13 protein-coding genes are annotated in these 16952 nt (G+C 69.2%); 11 read left to right on the forward strand and 2 right to left on the reverse strand.

Annotated features, from left to right (window positions below; all coding sequences use genetic code 11):
- Positions 1–346 precede the first annotated feature (346 nt).
- The gene (locus FGL94_RS18360; RefSeq protein ID WP_186313406.1) at positions 347–523 is read right to left on the reverse strand and encodes a hypothetical protein; all 177 of its coding nucleotides are present in this window, start codon (positions 521–523) and stop codon (positions 347–349) included.
- Positions 524–580: 57 nt separating this feature from the next.
- Between FGL94_RS18360 and FGL94_RS12210 the strand changes: the two genes are divergently transcribed.
- From FGL94_RS12210 to argF, 9 genes are all read left to right on the forward strand, one after another.
- Entirely contained in the window at positions 581–1810 is a 1230-nt protein-coding gene (locus FGL94_RS12210; RefSeq protein WP_144925528.1) for an argininosuccinate synthase, read from the forward strand.
- Positions 1811–3283 carry an argininosuccinate lyase gene (argH, locus tag FGL94_RS12215; protein WP_144925531.1) on the forward strand — a complete coding sequence of 491 codons (1473 nt, stop codon included), beginning with the start codon at positions 1811–1813 and terminating at the stop codon, positions 3281–3283.
- Between the two features lie 250 nt (positions 3284–3533).
- Complete coding sequence (gene lysW / locus FGL94_RS12220; RefSeq protein WP_144925534.1) at positions 3534–3722, forward strand: lysine biosynthesis protein LysW; 189 nt, start codon at positions 3534–3536, stop codon at positions 3720–3722.
- A gap of 41 nt (positions 3723–3763) precedes the next feature.
- Positions 3764–4702, forward strand: a complete 939-nt coding sequence (gene lysX / locus FGL94_RS12225) for a lysine biosynthesis protein LysX (RefSeq protein WP_144925537.1) — start codon at positions 3764–3766, stop codon at positions 4700–4702.
- Positions 4699–5748 carry an N-acetyl-gamma-glutamyl-phosphate reductase gene (gene argC, locus FGL94_RS12230; protein WP_144925540.1) on the forward strand — a complete coding sequence of 350 codons (1050 nt, stop codon included), beginning with the start codon at positions 4699–4701 and terminating at the stop codon, positions 5746–5748. Before lysX ends, argC begins: the two co-directional genes overlap by 4 nt.
- Positions 5745–6659, forward strand: a complete 915-nt coding sequence (locus tag FGL94_RS12235; protein ID WP_144925543.1) for an acetylglutamate/acetylaminoadipate kinase — start codon at positions 5745–5747, stop codon at positions 6657–6659. Before argC ends, FGL94_RS12235 begins: the two co-directional genes overlap by 4 nt.
- Positions 6656–7783, forward strand: coding sequence for an aspartate aminotransferase family protein (locus tag FGL94_RS12240; protein WP_144925546.1), 1128 nt, complete (start codon positions 6656–6658; stop codon positions 7781–7783). Before FGL94_RS12235 ends, FGL94_RS12240 begins: the two co-directional genes overlap by 4 nt.
- Positions 7783–8967, forward strand: coding sequence for a [LysW]-lysine hydrolase (locus tag FGL94_RS12245; RefSeq protein WP_144925549.1), 1185 nt, complete (start codon positions 7783–7785; stop codon positions 8965–8967). The genes FGL94_RS12240 and FGL94_RS12245 overlap by 1 nt, the downstream gene beginning before the upstream one ends.
- Positions 8968–9109: 142 nt before the next feature.
- Positions 9110–10009, forward strand: coding sequence for an ornithine carbamoyltransferase (gene argF, locus FGL94_RS12250; RefSeq protein WP_144925551.1), 900 nt, complete (start codon positions 9110–9112; stop codon positions 10007–10009).
- Positions 10010–10279: 270 nt separating this feature from the next.
- On the opposite strand, the gene FGL94_RS12255 is transcribed toward argF, so the two are convergent.
- The gene (locus FGL94_RS12255; RefSeq protein ID WP_144925554.1) at positions 10280–11476 is read right to left on the reverse strand and encodes a twin-arginine translocase subunit TatC; all 1197 of its coding nucleotides are present in this window, start codon (positions 11474–11476) and stop codon (positions 10280–10282) included.
- Positions 11477–11597: 121 nt separating this feature from the next.
- Here FGL94_RS12255 and tatC point away from each other — a divergent pair, with 121 nt between their 5' ends.
- Together tatC and uvrA are read left to right on the forward strand one after the other, a co-directional pair.
- Positions 11598–13838, forward strand: a complete 2241-nt coding sequence (gene tatC / locus FGL94_RS12260) for a twin-arginine translocase subunit TatC (protein ID WP_144925557.1) — start codon at positions 11598–11600, stop codon at positions 13836–13838.
- Positions 13839–13983: 145 nt separating this feature from the next.
- On the forward strand, positions 13984–16935 hold the full coding sequence (gene uvrA / locus FGL94_RS12265) for an excinuclease ABC subunit UvrA (RefSeq protein ID WP_144925560.1): 2952 nt from the start codon (positions 13984–13986) through the stop codon (positions 16933–16935).
- Positions 16936–16952: the final 17 nt, after the last annotated feature.

The following is a 16952-nucleotide window of genomic DNA, read 5'->3' on the forward strand; positions in this document are numbered from 1 at the left end:
ACCCGTACTCCGAGCCGCGGTCAAAAGGGCGTTCCGACTTCGCCTACCCCCCGAATGCGCTCTCGCCGAAACGGCCGGCCGTTAAGGGCCGACCGACGGCGGGAGTGGGTGTTACAGCCGCTGTCGGGGAAGCGATATTTAAACAGCGGTGAGCGACTGCAACGATCACTTATAAACAAGCTCCCGCCGCACCGATTCACCCGCCCCCCACCATCAAACGGGTGTGAGACGCCCCGTCCGGCGATCCGGGATCGGCCCGAACCTGCGGCGGTGTTGCGGAACATTTTTATAATGAAACTCGGGTAGATACACGTGATGATCGCGGAGGCTCGTCTCGACGCCGCCCTTATCCGAGGCCGACGAGCCCCGCGACCGCGACGAGGCGTCCGACCGCCGCGACCGGCTTCCGGCGCGGCGCGACGACCGGCCCCTTCGGGCCAGTAACCTTCCTCCCTCGTCGCGTTCGCGCCGCTCCGTTCCGGTGAGTGACAGCTACGTCCTCCGGTAGCGTCGGCGCCGTCATTTTCTTGCAATATCTAAAGCGACGAATTTAAGGGGGAGAGTCCATTCTACTTCGGTAATGGCAACCGTTGCACTCGCGTTCAGTGGGGGACTCGACACGACCGTCTGCGTGCCGCTGTTGAAAGAGGAGTACGGCTACGACGAGGTCATCGGCGTCAACGTCGACGTCGGACAGCCGACCGAGGAGTTCGACGAAGCCGAGGAGACCGCCGAGGCGCTCGGGCTCGACATCCACGTCGTCGACGCCAAAGAGGAGTTCGCTGACCTCTGTTTCGACGCGGTGAAGGCGAACGCGACGTATCAGGGCTACCCGCTCGGCACCGCCCTCGCGCGTCCCGTCATCGCCGAGGCGATCCTCGGCGTCGCCGAGGAGCAGGGCTGTGACGCCATCGCGCACGGCTGCACCGGGAAGGGGAACGACCAGCTCCGGTTCGAGGCCGTCTGGCGCGGCTCCGACCTCGAAGTGATCGCCCCCGTGCGCGAGCTCGGGCTCACCCGCGAGTGGGAGATCGACTACGCCGCCGAGAAGGACCTGCCCGTCGAGGCCGGCGACGGCGGCGTCTGGTCGATCGACGAGAACATCTGGTCGCGCGCGGTCGAGGGCGGCGAGCTGGAGGACCCGAACTACGAGCCCCCGGAGGACATCTACGAGTGGACCGCGGAGCCCGAGGGCGAGACCACAATCGAGATCGCCTTCGAGGAGGGCGTCCCGGTCGCGGTCGACGGCGAGGCGATGGACCCCGTCCCGCTCATCCAGCATCTGAACGAGTACGCCGGCGGCTACGGCATCGGCCGCACCGACGTGATGGAGGACCGCATGCTCGGGCTGAAGGTGCGCGAGAACTACGAGCACCCGGCCGCGACCGTCCTGCTGACGGCCCACCAGGCGCTCGAAGACCTCGTCCTCACCAAGAACGAGCGCTCGTTCAAGAAGGGGATCGAGCAGGAGTGGTCCGAGAAGGCGTACCAGGGCCTCGTCTTCGCCCCCGTCGTCGACGCGCTCGACGCGTTCGTCGACGAGACGCAGGACGTGGTGACCGGCACCGCGACCGTGAAGGTCTCCGGCGGCAACTGCCGCGTCGTCGCCCGCGACTCCGAGTACGCGGTCTACTCCGAGGAGATGGCCTCGTTCAACACCGAGGACGTGGCCGGCATCGCACAGGAGGACGCAACGGGCGTCGCGAAGTACCACGGGCTCCAGGAGCGCCTCGCCAACGACGTGAAGGAGTCGGTCTCGAAGCCCGAACTCGCGACGGACGGAAGCGGAATCGACGACGAGTCCGAATAGATGACCGACGACGATCCCGGCACGGCCGTCCGCCGCGACCGCTTCAGCGACGGCCCCGCCCGCGAGTTCCTGTCGAGCCTCGCCGCCGACGCGGCGATCTTCGAGGCCGACCTCGCGGTCGACCGCGCGCACACGGTGATGCTCGCCGAGCAGGGGATCGTCGATAGCGCGGTCGCCGGCGAGATCCTCGCGGCGCTCGACGACGTGGAGGCCGCCGGCCACGGCGAACTGTCCGACGGCGAGGACATCCACGAGGCGATCGAGACGGCGGTCATCGACCGGATCGGGCCGGACGGCGGGCGGATGCACACCGCCCGCTCGCGCAACGACGAGGTGGCGACCTGCATCCGGTACCGCCTGCGCGAAGACCTGCTCGCCGCGGCCGAGGCCACGGTCGCGCTCCGCGAGGCGCTCGTCGAGGTCGCGAGCGAGCACGCGGAGACGGTGATGCCCGGCTACACCCACCTCCAGCCGGCCCAGCCGACGACGGTCGCGCACTACCTGCTCTCCTACGAGGGCGGGGTCGCCCGCGACACCGAGCGCCTGCTCGACGCGTACGACCGGGTCAACCGGTCGCCGCTCGGTGCGGCCGCCTTCGCGGGGACGCCGTTCGACATCGACCGCGACCGCACCGCCGAGCTGCTCGGTTTCGACGGGACCGTCCGGAACTCGACGGACGCGGCCTCCTCGCGCGACTTCCTCGCGGAGGGGTCGACCGCGTGCGCGACGCTCGCGACGACGCTGTCGGGGCTCGCGGAGGACCTCGTCCTCTTCTCGAACAAGGGGTTCGTGGAGCTGTCGGACGCGTACGCCTCCACCTCCTCGATCATGCCCCAGAAGAAGAACCCCGACACGCTGGAGCTGACCCGCGGCGTCGCTGGCGACGCGATCGGCGAGGCGACGGGGACGCTGAGCCTGCTGAAGGGGCTCCCCCGCGCGTACAACCGCGACCTCCAGCGCGCCCACGCTGGCGTGTTCGAGATCGCGGACGACGTGCGCGAGGCGACCGAAGTCGCCGCGGGCGCGGTCGCGACCGCCGACTGGGACGAGGCGACGCTCGCGGACGCCGCGGGCGAGGGGTTCTCGACGGCGACCGGCGTGGCCGACCTGCTCGCGATGGGCGGGATGCCCTTCCGGACCGCTCACGAGATCGTCGCGACCGCCGCCGAGGCCGTCTCCGACGGCGACTCGCCGGCCGCCGCGGCCGCAAAAGTTGACGAAGCCACCCGAAAGGTGACGGGCGAGCCCCTCTCGGCGCACGTGAGCCGCGAGGACGTGGAGTCCGCGCTCGATCCCGCCGCCAGCGTCGCGAGCCGGGACTCCGCCGGGGGGCCTGCCCCCGACGCCGTCGCCGACGAGCTCGCGACCGCCGAGGCGGGGATCGAGGCCGACGACGCGGCGCTCGCCGACGAGCGGGAGTCGCTCGCGACGGCGGCGGCGCTGCTGGACGCGGAGGTGGACTCGTATGCGTGAGCCGACGACGACCGCTTTCGGTCGGCGACCGCGGCCACCGCGACGACCGGCGCCGTCGGCGATCGATCCGCGACCGCCGACGGCTCCGCCGTCCCCGCGAGGGGACACACTAACTACTGAAATCTGATATCGGATTTCACACCGCGGTTTGTACGACCGGTTTTCATCCGTTAGCGGGGGGTATATTTATTGTAAAACAGATTACAAGTTCGAAGGATTTATGCGGGTTCACGGTCGAGTGGGTTGTACGATGACGACCGACACCGATCCGGTGATGGCAGAGGATCCGATCACGGGCGAAGAGATCGAGCTTCCGGCCGACGTCGAGGTCGGCGAGATCATTGACAGCCCGGTTACCGGGACCGAGCTGGAGGTCATCTCGCTGGACCCCGTCGTGTTAGAAGAGGCTCCCGAACTCGAGGAGGACTGGGGCGAGTAGATGGCGACGACCGCCACGACCGCGACACGCGAGTGGTCGACATGCAAGTAGGGATCCTCTACTCGCGGATCCGGAAGGACGAGAAGCTGCTGCTCGGCGAACTCCGCGAGCGCGGCCACGAGGTCACGAAGATCGACGTCCGCAAGGAGCGCTTCGGGCTGGAGTCGACCACGGCCGACGTCGGCGACCTCGATCTGGTCGTCGACCGCTGCCTGTCGACGAGCCGGTCGCTGTACGCGACCAAGTTCCTCGACAGCTACGGCGTCCCGGTGGTGAACGCCCCCGAGACGGGTGACGTCTGCGCCGACAAGGCGAAGAACTCGCTCGCGCTCGCGGAGGCCGACATCCCCACCCCGGCGACCGAGATCGCGTTCACGAAGGAGGCCGCGATGGAGGCCATCGAGGAGTTCGGCTACCCCTGCGTGCTCAAGCCCGTCGTCGGCTCGTGGGGCCGGCTGATGGCGAAGATCGACACGCGGAGCGCCGCGGAGGCGATCTTAGAGCACAAGGAGACGCTCGGCCACTACGAGCACAAGGTGTTCTACATCCAGGAGTTCGTCGACAAGCCCGGCCGCGACATCCGCGTGCTGGCGGTCGACGGCGAGCCGGTCGCCGCGATGACCCGGTCGTCCGACCACTGGCTCACGAACGCCGCGAAGGGCGGCGAGACGACATCGTTCGACCTCGACGACCGCGCGCTCGACCTGGTCGAGCGCGCCTCCGAGGCGGTCGGCGGCGGCATGCTCGGCGTCGACCTGATGGAGGTAGGAGTCGAACCGGAAGCGGACACCGGTGAGACCGGCGGCACCGGCTCCGGCGAGTACACCGTTCACGAGGTGAACCACACGGTCGAGTTCAAGGCGCTCGACTCGGCCACCGACGTCGACGTGCCCGCGAAGGTCGTCGACTGGCTGGAGGCGAAGGCGACCGCGGCGGCCGGCGACGGCGCCGCGGACGACACCGCGGAGGCGCACACATGACCGACGAGACGTACACCGCGAGCGTCGTCGGCGGCACCGGGTTCACCGGCGGCGAGCTGTTGCGGATCCTCTCGGGCCACCCCGAGTTTGACGTTGTGCAGGCCACGTCGCGGTCGGCCGACAACATGACGGTCGGTCGCTCGCACCCGAACCTGCGCGGGCTCGACCTGCGTTTTTCGGATCCGGACGATCTGGAGTCGGTCGACGTGCTGTTCTCGGCGACGCCCCACGGCGTCTCGATGGGACAGATCGACGAGTACTTCGAGGCCGCCGACACGGTCGTCGACCTCTCGGCGGACTTCCGCCTGCCCAAGGCGGAGCTGTACGACGAGTGGTACGACGGCCACGAGTCGCCCGAGTACTTGGGGCGCGCGGAGTACGCGCTCCCCGAGATCAACCGCGAGAACCTCCCCGGCGCCGACCTGATCGCCGGCGGCGGCTGCAACGCGACCGCGACGATGCTCGGGCTCAAGCCACTCGTCGACGCGGGCGCGCTCGGTCCGGACACGGGCGAGGTCGTCGTCGACGTGAAGGTGGGTTCCTCGGAGGGCGGCGCCGGCGGCGGCGCGGCCTCCTCGCACCCGGAGCGGTCGGGCGTCGTGCGCCCGTACGCGCCCACCGGCCACCGCCACGAGGCGGAGATCGAGGCGTACCTCGGGCTCGACGTTTCCTTCACCGTTCACGCGGTCGAGATGGTCCGCGGCGCGAGCGCGACCTGCCACGTCTTCCCCGACGAGCCCGTCTCGAAGGCGGACCTGTGGCAGGCGTACCGCGGCGCCTACGCCGACGAGCCGTTCATGCGGATCGTCTCCGGCGGGGGCGGCGTCTACCGCTACCCCGAGCCGAAGGCGGTCGCCGGCACCAACCACGGCGAGGTCGGCTTCGAGCTCGACCCCGGGAACCGGCGTATCGTCGTCTTCTCGGCGATAGACAACATGATGAAAGGCTCCGCCGGACAGGCGGTCCACGCGGCGAACGTCGCCCTCGGGCTGCCGGAGGAATCCGGTCTGGAGTTCCAGGGGCTCCACCCCGTGGGGTCGCCATGACGGGGGAGCGCGACGCGACCGCGGACAGCGGCGCACCCGCAGACGAGCCCCCGGTCGTCGTCAAGATCGGCGGCGCGAAGGCGGTCGACCCGGCCGGCGCGGTCGGCGACGTGGCACACCTCGCCGCCAACGGACGGCAGGTCGTCGTCGTCCACGGCGGCTCCACGGTCGTCGACGAGGTTATCGAGCGGCTCGGCATGGATCCCGAGTACGTCGAGTCCGCCTCCGGCGTCACCGGTCGGTTCACCGACGCGGAGACGATGGAGGCGTTCACGATGGCGATGGCCGGCAAGCTCAACACCGAGCTGACGGCGCAGTTCCGCGAGGCCGGCGTCGACGCGGTCGGCCTCTCCGGCGTCGACGGCGGGCTCCTCTCGGGGCCGCGCAAGTCGGCGGTCCGCGTGGTCGAGGACGGCAAGAGGAAGATCCGCCGCGGCGAGCACTCCGGCCGGATCGAGTCGGTGAACGCCGACCTCCTCTCCGGCCTGCTCGCCGACGGCTACACCCCCGTCGTCTCGCCGCCCATGGAGGGGAAAGAGGGAGACGGCGGCGTCACTCCGGTCAACACCGACGCGGACCGGGCGGCCGCCGCGGTCGCCGGCGCGGTCGGTGCCGACCTCGTCCTGCTGACGGACGTGTCCGGCGTGTACGCGGACCCCGACGACCCCGACACGCTGATCGAGTCGGCGGCGACGCCCGGCGAACTCGACGCGGTCGAGGACGCCGCCGAGGGGTTCATGGGCAAGAAGGTGATGGCCGCCAAAGAGGCGCTCTCTGGCGGATCCGGCCGCGTCGTCGTCGCCGACGCCAACGTCCGCGATCCGATCGTCGCCGCGCTCGGGGGCGAGGGGACGACGATCGAACGCTCCGCGATTGCGGAACAGGCCGAAACGGAGGGCGAGACCGCATGAGCGGCTTCGTCTTCTCCGAGAAGCCGATCGAGATCGCCTCGGGCGACGGCGTGACCCTCACCGGCACGAACGGGAGCGAGTACCTCGACTTCGGCGCGAGCTACGCGTGTACGCCGGTCGGTCACTGCCACCCCGAGGTCGTCGACGCCGCGACGAGCCAGCTGGAGGAGCTCATGTACGTGCAGGCGTCGTACCCGCACGCGGCGCGGACGGCGCTGTACGAACGGCTCTCCGAGGCCGGACCGGGCGACGTCGACGAGGTCTGGCTCTGTAACTCCGGCACCGAGGCCAACGAGGCCGCGCTGAAGTTCGCCCGGCACGCGACCGGCCGCGAGAAGATAATCGCGACGACGCAGGGGTTCCACGGCCGGACGATGGGCGCGCTCGCGACCACGTGGAAGCAGAAGTACAAGCAGGGGTTCGAGCCGCTCGCCGGCGGCGTCGAGTTCGTCGAGTACGGCGACGTCGACGCGATGCGAGAGGCGGTCGACGACGAGACCGCCGCGGTGATCTTGGAGCCCTTGCAGGGGGAAGGCGGGATCAACCCCGCCGCCACCGAGTACCTGCAGGCGGTCCGGGAGGCGACGGAGGAGACGGGGGCCGCGATGGTCCTCGACGAGATCCAGACCGGACTCGGCCGTACCGGGTCGCTGTGGGCCGCCGAGCGCCACGGCGTGGTGCCCGACGTGCTCACGACCGCGAAGGGGCTCGCCAGCGGGCTCCCGATCGGCGCGACGCTCTGTCGCGACTGGATCGCCGAGGACGCCGGCAACCACGGCTCGACGTTCTCCGGCGGGCCCGTCGTCTCCGCGGCCGCGGGAGCGACCCTCGACGTGATCGAGCGCGAGGACCTCCCCGCACACGCCGCCGAGATGGGCGAGTACATCCGCGGGCAGATCGAGGAGCGCCTCGGCGACGACGTTCGCGACGTGCGCGGCGACGGCCTGATGATCGGCATCGAGGTGAAGCGCGGCTCGAACCGCCTGCTGCGCGATCTGGCGATCGAGCACCAGGTGCTCGCGCTGCCGGCGGGCCGCACCGTGTTGCGCCTGCTCCCGCCGCTGACGATCGAGCGCGAGCACGCCGACGCGGTGGTCGACGCGCTCGCCGAGGTGATCGGGTGATGTCGACCGGCAAGGAGCGCGAATCGGACGCGACCGACGCGGACGATTCGGCGACCGGGTCGACCGCCGCCGACGACTCGTCGGCGCCCGGGACCGACGTGGTCGCGGGCGGCGGCTACCCCGAGGCCTGCGACACGCCGGCCCGGAAGCTGCTGTACGACATGGTCTCCATCCCCTCGCCCTCGGGCGAGGAGGAGCAGGCCGCGAAGCGCCTCGTCGACTTCTTCGAGGCCAACGGTCGGGAGGCGTGGATCGACGAGGTCGGTAACGTCCGCGCGCCCGCCAGCGACGCCGTCCTGCTGACCTCGCACGTCGACACCGTTCCGGGCGACATCCCGGTCGAGGTGAAGCCGGCGGACGAGGACGACGCGGTCGGCGAGCCGGGCGAGCCCGTCCTCTGGGGGCGCGGGACCGTGGACGCCACCGGTCCCCTCGTCGCGATGGCGGTCGCGGCGGTCAAAACGGGCGTCTCGTTCGTCGGCGTCGCCGGCGAGGAGACGAACTCGCGGGGCGCCCGGTTCCTCGTCGAGGACCGCGACGCGCCCGAGTCCGTGGTGAACGGGGAGCCCTCCGGCTGGGACGGCGTCACCCTCGGCTACCGCGGCTTCCTCGCGGGGACGTACGTGAACACGAGCGAGTCCGGTCACACCTCGCGCCCGGAGCCGAACGCGATCCAGCACGCGATCGACTGGTGGCACGGCGTCGAGGAGACGTTCGAACCGACCGACGACGACACGCCCGTCTTCGAGCAGGTGACGACCAAACCCGTCTCGGTCGACGGCGGGCTCTCCGACGACGGGCTGGCCGTCGAGGCGACGATGGACGTGCAGCTCCGCGTCCCCCCCAACCGGACGGTCGACGAGATCCACGAGCTGGCCGAGACGGAGCTGTCGACCGGCTCGGTCCACTGGAAGGAGCCGATCCCGCCGGTGATGGAGAGCCCCCGCACGGAGCTGGCGCGGGCGTTCCGCGTCGCGATCCGCGGCGCCGGCGGCGACGTCCGCCTGCTTCGCAAGACCGGGACGAGCGACATGAACCTGTTCGCGGCCGCGTGGGACTGCCCGATGATCACCTACGGCCCCGGGAACTCGGACCTCGACCACGCGCCGGACGAGCGGCTCCCGCTCTCCGAACTGGACCGCGCGACGGCGGTGTTGAGCGACGTCTGCCGGGACCGACCGTAGGCGTCACGGTACCGACCGTGACGCCGACTCCTTCTGAACCGGACCGTTTCGTCGCCGACGACTGACACAGCCACCACGACCGCCGCACCATGGCTCACCGATACCACCGCCACCGACGCCACACCCAACACACCACCTACCAATGCCACTCGCCACCGACGACTTCCTCGACATCGACGACGTAACGCCGGCCGAACTGGACGCCCTGCTCGACCGCGCCGCCGCGATGAAGGCGGGCGAGACCGATCCCCGACTCGGGGACGCGACGCTCGGGATGATCTTCGAGAAGCCCTCGACGCGCACCCGCGTCTCCTTCGAGACGGGGATGACCCGACTGGGGGGCCACGCGATGTTCCTCGGTCCGGACGATATCCAACTGGGCCACGGAGAACCCCTGAAAGATACCGCCCGCGTGCTCGGCCGCTACGTCGACGGGGTGATGGCCAGACTCTTCGATCACGAAGACGTCGAAGTCCTCGCCGAGTACGCCGACTGCCCGGTCATCAACGGGCTCACCGACGAGGCGCACCCCTGCCAGACGCTCGCGGACCTGCTCACGATCCGCGAGACGGTCGGCGAGGACGCCACGGTCGCGTGGGTCGGCGACGGCAACAACGTCGGGCAGTCGTTCGTCGTCGGCGCGGCGATGGCCGGGATCGACGTCGAGGTGGCGACGCCCGCGGAGTACGAAATGAACCCCGCCGTCTTCGACCGCGCCGCGGAGTTCGGCGCGGACGTGGAGCCGACGACCGACCCGGCGGCCGCGATCGACGGCGCCGACGTGGTCTACACCGACGTGTGGATCTCGATGGGACAGGAGGACCAGCGCGCGGAGAAACTGGCCGCGTTCGAGGGGTTCCAGGTGAACGCCGACCTGCTCGCCGGCACCGACGCGAAGGTGATGCACTGCCTGCCCGCGCACCGCGGCGAGGAGATCACGAACGACGTGTTGGAGTCGGACCGCGCCCTCGTCTGGGACCAGGCCGAAAACAGAATGCACGCCCAAAACGCGCTGCTCGTCGAACTGCTCGGCGGGGAGTGAGAGCGGATCGGGGTTAGTTGAACGTCGACACTATTTATAAACGGATATGCGGTGGCGCGCGCCTCCGAGCGCCCTCTTGGGCGCGAGTAGTGAGGGACCGAAGGACCCTCTGACAGCCGGCGCGAAGCGCCGGCGACGAAGCGAGCGGCGAGGCTGGGGCTTTGGAGGCGTTCACCGTCGATCTGCTGTCAACCATTTATAAACAGGCACACGACCCACAGGAGACGTTCGCTACGACGACAGATTCCTTATAAATGCCAGAGCGCCAGTCTAGTTCCCGGTCCACCGCAGGATCGCCAGCGTCCCCTCGTACAGCACGATCATCGTCAGCGTCACGATGATCGGCGCCATCCCGGTCGGGTCGGGGCTGAAGAGGAAGGCGATCCCGAGGAACGATCCCCAGAAGATCAGCCGCTTCGCCTCCAGCCACTGCCGGGTGACGAGGTTCATCATGATCGCGAGCATGATGAACAGCGGGATCTGGAACACGATCGCCATGAACGCGAGCATGATGACGATCAGGTTGAACGTCTCCGCGAGCCCGAACGCGATCGTCGCGGCGTCGGACGTGTAGGTGGTGAAGTACGAGAAGATCGCGGGCAACACGAGGAAGTGCGCGAACGCGATGCCGACGCCGCCGAGGATGAGACTCGTGGGAACCGCCGCGAGGTAGTAGCGCCGCTCGTTCTCGTACAGCCCCGGCTTCATGAACCGATAGGTCTGGTAGACGAACGCCGGGAGCCCGACGACGACGCCCGCGAGCCCGGCGACCTTCAGCCGCGTGAGCGGGAGTTCGAGGGGGCCGTACAGCCGCGGCCGGTTCTCCATCGGCGCGGGGATGTGGTAGCTCCAGAAGTAGTTGATGAGCTCCGTCGACTCGGTGACGACGACCAGCGTCGCCAGCCCGCCGATGGCGAAGACGACGGCGAGCCGCCGCATCATCTCCTCGATGTGGGCCGCGAGAGGCATCTCCTCGTCCGTCTCGGGCGCCTCTAAGCCCGCGAACTCCTCGTCGCTTCCGGCGGTCCCCCCGCCCGCGACGCCGCCGTCCTCGACGGTCGGCGCGCCGGCGTCATCCTCGGCAGTGGAGTCGTCATCTGAGGCGTCCTCGGCAGAGGAATCGTCCCCGAGATCCGGCTTCCCGCTGTCGTCGAGGTGCTTCGCGCTCCCCGGCTCGTGCGCGTCGAAGGTGCCGCCTTCGTCGCCTGCGCCCACGTCGTCGTCCGCGTCCGCCTCACCCGTGTCGATCTCCGAGGTGACCTCGGGGGACACCTCCGGCTCCACGGACCCCGACTCGGCGTCGTCCCCGCTCTCGTCGCCGTCGGATCGGCGGTCTTCGGACGTGTCGCCGTCCGTTTCGGCCGCTTCGTCCGCTGCGGCGTCGGCGCTGTCGACCGTCCCGTCGGCGGCGGCCGAGTCGTCCTCGGGGGCCGAGGGCTCGTCACGCGACCGGTCCGAGTCGTCCATTCACTTCTTCTACGCAACCGGGTGACTATAGGCCTTTTCGGATAGCGGCGAGCGCCGGGCCGGCGCGCGGACGCGAACGTGGTCGAAAAGGTTGATAACGACGACGGACTTCCGGACCCGTATGGCGAGTGCCCTCGACGAGGATACCCAGCAGTCGCTCGCGGACGGACGCGAGTCGGCGAAGGCCTTCCTCCGGTCGGTTCAGAAAGACCTCCAGAAGGTGTTCGTCGTCTTCCTGTTGGGCTTTCTCGCGACGTTCTGGGCGCTCCGCGTGTTCATCTGGGACCGGCTCAGAGCGATCACCGAGTCGAACATGAACGCCGCGGTCGCCGCCGAGACGGACGTGATCGCCACCACTCCGTTCGAGGTGATCCTCCTACAGGCGAAGATCGGGCTGATCGTCGGCGTGATCTTCGCGATTCCGCCCTTCATCTACGTCGCCCGCGACGAGCTTCGTGCCCGCGGGGCGTGGCCGCAGTCGCCGATCGCGCGCTGGAAGCTCGCGGGAATAGGACTCCTCGGGGCCGGACTGTTCACGGTCGGCGTCGCGTACGGGGTCTACGCCTTCTTCCCGATCATGTTCTCCTTCCTGGCCGGCTTCGGGCTGGAGGCCGGGCTCCAGCCCACCTACGGGATCGTGATGTGGACGGAGTTCATCGTCTTCCTCTCGCTCTCCTTCGGTCTCGCCGGGCAGATGCCGCTTCTCATCACCGGGCTCTCCTACTCGGGTATCGTTCAGTACGAGACGTTCCGCGACAAGTGGCGCTACGCGGTCGTCGCCATCTTCGTCTTCGGTGCGGTGTTCTCCCCGCCGGATCCGTTCACCCAGCTGATGTGGGCGTTCCCGCTCATCGTTCTGTACGGCTTCAGCCTCTACCTCGCGAAGCTCGTCGTCACGGCCCAGCGGAGCTCCGACCGGATCGACGTGCTCGGTGCGGCCCGGAACCACTGGAACGTGGTGGGTGGCGCGGCCGTCCTCGGCGGCGGACTCGTGTACGCCTTCTACGAGTACGGCGGACGGACCGCCGTCAACGACTTCCTCCGGCTCGTCAACAGCGACTGGCGCTTCCTCGAACCCGGCGCGGGGCTCGGCACCGACCCCGCGACGGCGGCCGGGATCTACGCCGCCGCGTGGGCGCTCGCGTTCGTGGCCGTCGCGACGCTGTGGGCCGTCTACGCCGACCTCGACACGACGAGCGCGGGGTACCAGTACGGCGACCCGACCGCCATCGACGTGAGCGACCTCGACGCGGCCGGCGTCCGCGCCGCTCCGGACGACGCGTTCGCGGAGATGGACGAAGAGGAGTCGCTCGCGCTGGCGCAGGCCGCGCTCGACGACGACGACCCCGAGAAGGCGCAGGCGATCCTCGACCGGTTCGACGCAGTACACGGCGAGGACGGTGACGGCGAGGGCGCCTCCGACGCCGACGCGGCGGGGACCGGCGGCGGGGCGGGCGGCTCTGGCGGCGCCGGTGGCTCCGGCGACGACGGCCTGATGGGAACCGTTCAGGACCGCACCTCCCGTGCGAGCTCCACGTTCCTCTCCGAGCTCACCGACGGCGACGAGGACGAGGCCGAAGACGACATCGGCGGCTACTACAAGGATCTCAGGTTCATCTTCGACTCGCTGCGGTCGCGGTCGTTCCGGCTCGTCGCCGTCTTCGGCGGCGTGATGGCGGCCGCGTTCACGTGGCTGTACCTCGGCGGGCTCGCGACGGTGCGCAACGACCTGGAGTCGCGCGTTCCGGCCGAGATCGAGGGCGGGATCAACATCATCACGCTCCACCCCGTCGAGGCGCTGATCTTCATGGTGAAGTTCTCCGTCCTGCTCGGGATCGTCGCCGTGTTCCCGGTCGCGCTCTACTACGCGTGGCCCGCCCTGCGAGAGCGCGGCTTCGTCGCCGGACGCATCTACCAGGTGTACCTCTGGGCGGGCGCGCTGTTCGCCGGCCTGATCGGCGGCTTCGCGCTCGGGTACGCCTACATCGCGCCCGGGATCATCGGGTGGCTCGTCACCGACGCCAAGCTGGCGGACATGATCATCACCTACCAGGTGAGCGACTTCCTCTGGCTCGTCGTCTACACCACCGTCGGGATCGGCTTCCTCGCGGACATCCCGATCGCGATGCTCCTGTTGAACAACGCCGGGGTCCCGTACCGCGTCTTCCGGACCCGCTGGCGCGAGGTCGTCGTCGCGATCATGCTGTTCGCGGCGGTGTTCACCCCCGCCGACGTGATCACGATGATCCTCGCGACGCTCCCGCTGATGGCGGCGTACGGTATCGGTATCGGCGTCCTGTTCCTCGTCACCTTCGGCGGCCGGCGGAACCTCTCGCCGCCCTCGGAGCTCGTCGGACGCTGACGGGCGCCGGGGCCGTCCGCCGTCACAGTCGTCCGCGTGCCGTTCGCTCGTCTTTCCGCCAGCGCCGCAGACCGGTCTTCCCGCCAGCGGCCCAGACCACCGAGACCGACGGGTATTCCCGCGCGCGCACGCAACAGAGGGCAAGATGAGCAAGGACTACATCGAGGTCCGCGGCGCCGAGGAACACAACCTCAAGGACCTCGACGTCCGGATCCCGCGCGAGGAGTTCACCGTCGTCACCGGGCTCTCCGGGTCGGGGAAGTCGTCGCTCGCGTTCGACACGGTCTACGCCGAGGGACAGCGCCGGTACATCGAGTCGCTGTCGGCGTACGCCCGCAACTTCCTCGGGCAGATGGACAAACCGCAGGTGGAGGCCGTCGAGGGGCTCTCGCCCGCTATCTCCATCGACCAGAAGAACGCCGCGAACAACCCCCGCTCGACCGTGGGCACCGTCACCGAACTGCACGACTACCTCCGGCTGCTGTACGCCCGGATCGGTACCCAGTACGACCCCGTCACCGGTGAGGAGGTCGGCGAGCAGTCTGCACAGGACATGGTCAACCAGATCCTCGAACTGCCCGAGGGGACCCGCGCGAAGGTCGCCGCGCCGGTCGTCCGCGACCAGAAGGGCGCGTTCGAGGACCTGTTCGAGGAGCTCGTGAGCGACGGGTACGCCCGCGTCGAGGTCGACGGCGAGCCGATCGACCTGACCGTAGACGACCCCGGCCTCGACGAGAACTACGACCACACCATCGACGTGATCGTCGACCGCGTGACCGTCTCGCCCGACGCCCGCTCGCGGATCACGGACTCCGTCGAGACCGCCTTGGAAGAAGCGGGCGGCGCGCTCAAGCTGATCGTCCCCGACCCGCCCGAGGACGTGCCGTTCGCCTCGAACGCGCGCTCGACCGGGTCGCTCGCGGCGGACGCCGACGCCGACGACCGGCTCGTCGTCGAGTTCTCCGAGGAGCTCGGCAACCCCAACTCCGACGTGCAGTTCTCGGCGATCGAGACGCGCTCGTTCTCCTTCAACAGCCCCTACGGCGCCTGTCCCGAGTGCGAGGGGATCGGCTCGACGAAGGAGGTCGACGAGGGCCTCGTTATCGAGGACCCCTCGAAACCCCTCAAACACGTCTTCGAGCCGTGGAGCTACGACCGCACCTACTACTCCCGTCAGCTCGACAACGTCGCCGACCACTTCGGCGTCTCGCTGGACACGCCCTTCGAGGAGTTAGACGAGTCGATTCAACGGCAGTTCCTCTACGGCACCGACGATCTGGTCCACTTCGAGTGGACCACGAAGAACGGAACCCGCGAGAAGACCGAGCGCTTCGAGGGCGTCATCCCGAACTTAGAGCGCCGCCACGTCGAGACCGACTCCGAGCGCGCCCGCGACCACATCGAGGAGTACATGGCCGTGACGACCTGCCCCGAGTGCGAGGGCACCCGCCTGAAAGAGCAGTCGCGGCACGTCCTCGTGGGGGACACCGCGATCACCGCGGTGAACGAGATGTCGATCGCGGAGGCGCGCGAGCACTTCGAGGGGATGGAGGCGGAACTGACCGAGCGCGAGACGACGATCGCGACGGAGATCTTAAAGGAGATCCGCGCGCGGCTCGGCTTCATGGAGGAGGTCGGCTTAGAGTACCTCACGCTCGACCGCGAGGCGTCGACGCTCTCCGGCGGCGAGAGCCAGCGCATCCGGCTCGCGACGCAGGTCGGCTCCGGGCTCGTCGGCGTGCTCTACGTCCTCGACGAGCCGTCGATCGGGCTCCACCAGCGCGACAACGACCGCCTGCTCGACACGCTCACCGGGCTGCGGGACCTCGGAAACACCCTCGTCGTCGTCGAACACGACGAGGAGACGATGCGCCGCGCCGACGAGATCATCGACATGGGGCCCGGCCCGGGCAAGCGCGGCGGCGAAGTGGTCGCGCAGGGCGACTACGACGACGTGATCGCCGCCGAGGACTCGATCACGGGCGACTACCTCGCGGGCCGGAAGGAGATCCCGGTGCCCGACGAGCGCCGCGAGCCGGACTGCGAGCTGACGGTGCGCGGCGCCCGCCAGCACAACCTCAAGGAGCTCGACGTACCGATTCCGCTCGGCACGCTCACGGCCGTCACCGGGGTCTCCGGGTCGGGGAAGTCGACGCTCGTCAACGACATTCTTTATAAGGGCCTCGTCCGCGAGATGAACGACAACACCTCCGTCGATCCCGGCGACCACGACGCGATCGACGGAATGGACGGGATCGAGACGGTGCGGCTCATCGACCAGTCGCCGATCGGCCGGACGCCGCGTTCGAACCCCGCGACGTACACGGACGTGTTCGATCACGTCCGCGAGCTGTTCGCGGAGACAAAGCTCTCCAAGCGACGCGGCTACGAGAAGGGCCGGTTCTCGTTCAACGTGAAGGGCGGGCGCTGCGAGGAGTGCGGCGGTCAGGGGACGGTGAAGATCGAGATGAACTTCCTCTCGGACGTGTACGTCCCCTGCGAGGAGTGCGGCGGCGCCCGCTACAACGACGAGACGCTCGACGTCACTTATAAAGGTGCGACCATCTCGGACGTGCTCGACATGAGCGTCGAGGAAGCGTACGACTTCTTCGAGAGCCATCGGGGGCTCCAGCGGCGGTTGAAGCTCCTGAAGGACGTCGGACTCGGCTACATGGAGCTCGGTCAGCCCTCGACCACCCTCTCGGGCGGCGAGGCCCAGCGCGTGAAGCTCGCCGAGGAACTCGGGAAGAAGTCGACGGGCGACACCCTCTACCTGCTCGACGAGCCGACGACGGGACTCCACAAGGAGGACGAGCGCAAGCTGATCGACGTGCTCCACCGCCTCGTCGACGCCGGCAACACGGTGGTCGTCATCGAACACGAGCTCGACTTGGTGAAAAACGCCGACCGCGTGATCGATCTGGGCCCCGAGGGCGGCGACGGCGGCGGCGAACTCGTCGCGAGCGGGACCCCCGAGTCGGTCGCCCGCGAGGAGGATTCGCACACCGGCCGGTACCTCCGCGACATGCTCCCCGACGTCGACCTGGAGGGGCCGCGCGACGACCGCCGGAAGCCGGCGGTGGCCGACGACGACTGAGTCTCGGTCCCGAACGC

This window comes from Halorubrum salsamenti (genome assembly GCF_007671685.1).
Lineage (GTDB): Archaea > Halobacteriota > Halobacteria > Halobacteriales > Haloferacaceae > Halorubrum > Halorubrum salsamenti.